At 49.5% G+C, this 6871-nt stretch carries 4 protein-coding genes; all 4 read left to right on the plus strand.

Annotated elements, in window-relative coordinates; genetic code table 11:
* Positions 1-2030 (plus strand): helix-turn-helix transcriptional regulator (locus AC1DWB_RS29935; RefSeq protein ID WP_477544754.1); only part of this gene is annotated, 2030 nt, incomplete at its 5' end.
* A gap of 21 nt (positions 2031-2051) precedes the next feature.
* Complete coding sequence (locus tag AC1DWB_RS29940; RefSeq protein ID WP_477544755.1) at positions 2052-2873, plus strand: hypothetical protein; 822 nt, start codon at positions 2052-2054, stop codon at positions 2871-2873.
* Between the two features lie 26 nt (positions 2874-2899).
* A complete protein-coding gene (locus AC1DWB_RS29945) occupies positions 2900-3250 on the plus strand; it encodes a hypothetical protein (protein WP_477544756.1) in 351 nt (116 codons plus the stop codon).
* Positions 3240-6871 (plus strand): carbohydrate binding domain-containing protein (locus AC1DWB_RS29950; protein ID WP_477544757.1); only part of this gene is annotated, 3632 nt, incomplete at its 3' end. The genes AC1DWB_RS29945 and AC1DWB_RS29950, both read left to right, overlap by 11 nt.

Below are 6871 nucleotides of genomic sequence, written 5' to 3' on the forward strand. Positions count from 1 at the left end.
ACCAAGCCCTGACGCGAGAAATTCTTGCAAACCGCGATATTCAACATTTTATTGTTGCGGGAAGGAATACTGGTTTTTCCCCTTACGATGTAGCCCTTAAACTTAGGCAGATCAGAGAAGAATATCCGCTAATCGAATCCGTCTATGTCGTACGCGATCCGGAGCATATGGGCGATGTGGTGCTCGAAAACTCCATTTTGAAAATGAATCTTTTCAGCGACCGGTCTTTCCTGGAAGGACTGCAGCAGGACAATCATCCCTATAACTGGTCAGGCGTACGAGAGTTTGCCGAAATGCCCGATCATCCGGTCAAGGTCATTTCTTTGGCAAGAAAGTTCAATTTATCGCCGTCCGGTTTTATGGTTGTGAATGTTAATGTGGAGCGGCTGCAATCGCTGATCGAGGAGATGTCCGGCTCGCCCCTTAATTATGTGAGCTTATTCGACGCTCAAGGCAAAAAAATAATTGCGGCCGGTCTGGACCCGAAGGATGATTCTCCCCGGGATGATTTGACCCGCCTGACTTCGCGATACACTTCCTTTGAAATTCGCGGCGGATTTAAGTATATCGGGCTGCTTGGCTCCATATCGGCCTTCACCTATGGGGCTATAATGATCGGGCTAATATCCGTGGTTTTCGGAATTGTCTGGATTGTATTCATCAGTCGCAGGAATTACAAGCCAATGGAAAGAATATTGGATCGGCTGCATGCCATCAAAAAGCCCCGGGAAGGCATTCAAACAAACCTTGACGAATTCAAAACGATCGAATCAGCCATTGTCACGATGACAGAGGAAACGAGCAGATTTGAAAAGCAGGTGGAAGAAAGTTTGCTTTATACGCGGCATGCGATCTTTCTTGACCTTCTGGCCGGTAAGCAACCGATATTGACGGAACAATTGGGAGAGTTTCGTGAAGGTACCGTACCGGACTTCGGACGGAAAACAACGGCGGTTGCGGTAGCGGAGATCGACGGCTACGCGGCATTTCGTTCGCGTTTTTCTGTCGAGGACCAAAATCTGTTCAAATTCGTTGTGGAGAAAAGTCTTGGCGAGCTTGCAGAGGATCATGCGGTCTCCATCTGGATGGAGTGGATTGACGATCATCGCCTGGCGATGATTTTACAAGCTTCCGAGTCAGGGAGCAGCCGGTTTGCCCGACTGTGCGAGCTGGCTGGAAAATGGATGAAAACAAGGCTGCCGTTTACGGCCACCTTTGGCATGGGCGCCGATGTAGAAAATATTTATCAGGTTTCTCTTTCTTATGAATCCGCACTTTATTGCCTCAAATTCAAAGCATCCTTGGGCAAAGACCGGGTCATTGCATCACATGATATGGATCGCATCTCACAAGGGGAAATGTTCAATTTTAACCATGTGCTGGTTGTCCAGTCGTTTGTGCAATCGTTTAAGAGGGGGGAAGCGGAGTGGGCCGTCAAGTGCCGGACACTCTTTGACGAAATTGGCAACAGCGTGTTTACGAAGGACGATTTGAACAACCTGATCAATTACACCGTATTCTACATTCGCCGCGTCATGATGGACCTATCCGCAGAATGGTTAAAGAAATGGGAGCAGGAGGTTATGCCGAACGTACTCGATATAATGGATTCGGCCGAAACGCTTGAAGAGGTTGCGTCCGGTTTCATTCATTTGCTTAGCGATCTGTGGAATCATATGGAATTGGACCGTACGCGAAAAAACAACTATAGCTTGTTGATAGAAATCAGGCGGTTTATCGAACTTCAATATGGGAACCCCGATCTCTCACTCATTTATTTAAACGATAAATTCGGGATTAGCGGAAAGTATTTGAGCCAGTTGTTTAAAGAGGAATTTGGCGAAGGCTTTATAGATTTTCTGGTTCGGATCAGAATGGAGAATGCCAGAAAGCTTTTGCATGAAAGTAACGCTTCCATTCAAGAAATCGCCAACAAGGTAGGGTATACCACTTCCATTGCTTTTATCCGGACTTTCAAAAAAACGTTCGGATCGACTCCCGGGGATTATCGAAAGAGCGCCGCCATTTAACGTGAAGGGAGCTTAGATCGTATGAGTATGATGCGTTTGCCAACCAACTATTATCAGCAGTTCGATGCCGACTTCGATCGGGACGTACCTGGCGAAGGCTTCGGCGGCTGGAAGAAAGCGAACTTAACCCTCAACCCCGAACGCACGGCCGTCATCGTCATGCACGCATGGAACTGCGGGACACAGGAGCAGTTTCCTGGCTRGCACCGAGGGGTCGAATATTTGCTGCGTTCTTACGACATTTGCGAGAAGGTATTTCCGGAGCTGCTGACGGCAGTTCGCAGCAGTCCGCTTAAGCTCATCCACGTCGTGTCGAGCGGAGATTACAGCTCTCACTACCCGGGGTATCGGCTTGTCAAAGAGCTGGCTGGTGCTACGCCTGGTATGGAGCGCGCGGAAGCGGACGAAGTGCTCAAGGAACTGAGCGCTTTCCGTGCGGCCAACGTATTCCCGGGCGCTCACAATCAACCCGATATTACCAGAGGGAGAACGATGATGAAGTTTGCACGGGAAGCCGAACCGGTCGGCAACGAGCTGATCGCGGAAACGTCCCATGAGCTTTTCCGCCTGTGCCAGCACTTCGGCATCAATCACCTTATTTACACCGGCTTTACGATCAACGGCTGCCTATGGACTTCTCCCGGGGGGATGTACGACATGATCCGGCACGGCGTCATGTGTTCGGCCATTCGGCAGGCGGTAACGGCCATAGAAAACAAAGAAACGGCCAGAGAGGAACGTGCCAAAGAAATCGCGCTATGGCAAGTAGCGCTGTTATATGGCTTTGTTTACGATTCCGACGACTTCATAACCTCCTTGCGTGATTCTGGCCATCCGGTATGAAGATCAAATTCAAGGGAGGAGAAGTCATGAACCGATTGTTCAAAATTTCTATTGCAAGCGTTTTCATTTTACTTTTATTCGTTCCCCAATCGATTTTTGCTGCCAATGAAAATTTGGACCTTTTACGGCGTTTCGATCAAAAATTAAATAATGGCCTAGGCGGTACGGTGTATTCCGAGGGAGAGAACCTTGCCTATACGGAAGGCTATCAACTCAATAACTATCTTCTTGCCTATAACAAGTCGGGGGATACTTATTGGCTGGACAAGTTCATATCCCATTTAGATGCGGTTCAGGGAAAGGCGCAGAATCTGGACGGGGACGGGAAATTGGGCTGGAATTCCCTCATTGGAGAGTCTCAACCTGATGGGGAATGACAGCTATTTTACGCTAGGTCCAGACTACAATGCAGGTGAGCTCGTGACTAACGGCTCGATGGAAGCGATAGGAACGGTCAATACCCCAGACAACTGGTTTTGCGGGGTAAAAAATGACGACGGAAGCGAAGCTGCCTGCGACGTTCCGACAAGCAGCAAAGTGACCCGCACGACCGAACCTGATTCATTCCACTCCGGAAGCGCTGCCTTGAAGCTGGAATCCTATAACGGCATCAATATGATGGCGACACAGACATTGCCGGCATTGGAGCTCAAAAAAAACTATTATCTTTCCTTCTACGGCAAAACATCCGATATAAAAGATTCCGCCTTCGTAGAAGTGTACGATGCGACGGCGAACAAAACGATCGTAACGAGCCCACCTGTTTTTGATTCGAATTGGAAGCGGTACAACGTGGCTTTCGGTATTACGGACATCACCCACCAGTATAAATTGCGCTATTACTTCAACGCTCCGCAAAGTTCGTCCATAACCGCCTTTCTGGATGATGTGAGTGTGAAGCAGCTTCGATATGAGGCACCGCTTTACGGAAGCGACAGAGCGGTGAACGGAGGGTTCGAAACGGCTGACGCTGCGGATGCGACGCTGCCCGACGGATGGGCCCGATGGAATACGGTAAACAATACGACTGTTTATCGATCGACCTATATGCCGGATGTATACGACGGTACGTCGAGTCTGGTCATCACAGACCGGAATAATTCCTGGCAAGTGCTTGAACAGCCAATCAGTTACATTCCCGGAATGCGGTATACGGTTTCCTTCAATGCCAGAACGAATAACGTCAGCGGTACGAATGCTGTAGGCAGGGTGGAAGTGTACAATTTTACAGATTTGCAGTTTTTGAATCCAAACGGGGCTGCCGCTTTTACGTTTTCCTCTACAGATTGGAACAACTATTCGTTTGATTTCATCGCTCCCGATATACCGGGCAGAACGGTCAAGCTGCGGCTAATGCAGCAATCGTATACGCTTCACGGCGGTAGAATTTATTACGATAACATTCGTATTCAGCCGTCGCCGGTTACGCGCGGGGAGCAAAACTTCCTTGTCAATTCCAGCTTTGAACAAGCCGATTCACCTGCCAACGGACTGCTGCCTTACGGTTGGTCAAGATGGAACGGCGCGACGGAGCTTTCCATCTATCGTTCGGGCACTTCAGGCGACTACAGCACGGGGGCTTACGGCGTTGTCGTAAAAAATGACGATCCCGGCAAATGGAAGGTGCTCGAACAACAAGTCGACTATATTCCCGGCAACGTGTATATCTTGTCGGCGCGAGCTAAAACGAATGTCGCGACCAATGGAGCTAAAGTCGAAATCTATGATTATACGGATTCCAAAGTGCTTAAATCCCAAACGACGACCAGCACGGCTTGGACGACGATCTCGACGGACCCGTTCGCGATGCCGGCGATTGCGGGCCATAACGTGAGGGTTAGACTGTACTACCAATCGTTAGCAGGCGGGCCTTCTCAAGCTTCGTTTGACAATGTGGAGCTGAAATTAGGCGGCAGTTATTTGGACGCCATCGTCAATGGCACAGCGGAATTGGCCGCTGCCGGCGATGCGACGCTGCCATATTTGTGGACAAGGGGCAATACGACCACGTCAGGAAAAGCATACCGATCCAATGCGAATACACAGTCTACTTCAGGGTCGTACGGATTTGTGATCGGATCGGACGGCAATACGCAACATGAGCAGATGTTGAAGCAACAAATATACCTTGTACCAGGCGCCAAATATATGCTGACGTTCCAGGGGCGGATGAATTCTACCATGGCCAATGGTGTCGTCGAGATCTATGACGAAACGACATCGGCCGTAGTCGGCCAATCGACGATTTCGGGCAATGTTTGGAAAAACTATCGCTTAAGCTTTACAGCGCCTTCGGCCGCAGGCGACAAAATATACGTGCGCCTAAAGCTGCCAAGCTATAACGACAGTAGCTGGGAAGCGTATGTTGACGATTTGACGATTACGCCTCATTTTACAAGAAATATAGGAGGGTGGCAGCTCCATTCGCTTACACCGGATATGGCTTACGCGGACCTTAACCCAGACATTACGTTCGATGCCTCTCCGTATTTGGTCATAAACAGCAACGGGACGACGCAAGGATACGTGGAATATCGGGTAGAAGGGTATGATCCTGGTGCTCCATATATATTGAAGTTTTTGGGGAAAACGAACAAGGCGGATGCTTTCGGGAAAGTCATCGTATACAACGAGACTGCGCAGCAGGAAATAGCAAGCGCCGAATTCAATAATACGAGTTGGACAGGATTCGATCCGGCTAATCCATTGACGCTTTATCATAATCTTTCGTTCGGCGCTCCGGCCAACGGGACTGACGTGATTACCGTAAAGCTTGGGTTAAAAAGCTATTCGGACGCGACTTGGAAAGCCTATTTTGACAGCGTTAAGTTTGCCAGAAATGCTGAATATCAAATCCATGACACCATGTTGGGTAATGCGGCGATGGGCTTTGTAAAAACGGTAAACAAGGATCCCRGACTTGCGGCGTATGCGGCAAAAGCGAATACCTACCGGGCTTATGTCGTGGCAAACGTCTACGAGAAATGGCAGCCTTACTATGTGGAGCTATCGCCAACGGAAGCTGCGTATAAGTCACCGGCCAATGCGGGCACCGCGCTCTTGCAAGATATGAGCCTGCCTAAAAACCAGTATGAGAATATGGCTGTCGTCATCCTAAGTCTCGCGGATACGGAGAGCGATCCCGTCAAAAAGCAAACCTATCTCGATCAGGCCGTCAAGATCATGACCACTGTGAAAAATCATCTCGAAATTAGGGACGGCAATCCTGGCGATCACAAATATTTGTATTGGAAATATTGGGACAGCCTGACGGCGGACGATGCGAAGCGCCCCTATGCCACAGCGGTCCCTTATGCCGAGGATACAAGCCATGCTAACATTACCGTCGATGCCATCCTGCAATTTTACAATCGAGGCCTCGTTTTTGACGACAGCTACCCGCGCAAGCTGGTCAATAACTTCAAAGATAAAATATGGAACGGATCGCACAGCGTCCCGCTGCTCAATTATTCGATGTGGGGCGAAAATATAACGAATCCGTCCACAAATTGGTCGACGTATACGCCGGTGATGTTCGGTTGGGGGAATTTGGTCCAGTTCGACAGCAGTTACGATATTTACCGGGTCGGGGAAGAAATTTGGAAAACGAATCCGTACGTTCGTTATTACACGTTAGGTCCGCTTATCGCCTGGGGGAAACAAAATTTGGTGAACAACGGGATGGAAACCGTTAATCCGGACGACACGAGCCTGCCGGTTGGCTGGGAGGCCGATCCTGGAACGGTAGCCGGCAGCGTCTACAGAGATTTGTCCCAAGCGTATGCCGGCGATGCAGGACTGACCCTGAAAACCGACGGGACCACGCCTATTTATGCCCAACAGCAATTTACCTATGTGCCTAATTCCGACTATGTCTTGTCCTTCTACGGAAAGGCGGAAGATCCGGGAGCCGGGAAGGCGAACGGCTACGTGGATATTTTCGACAAAACGGCCAATACCGTCGTTGCAAGCACCTATTTTACGGATACGGGCTGGAC

This window comes from Paenibacillus sp. P4_E11, assembly GCF_056401635.1.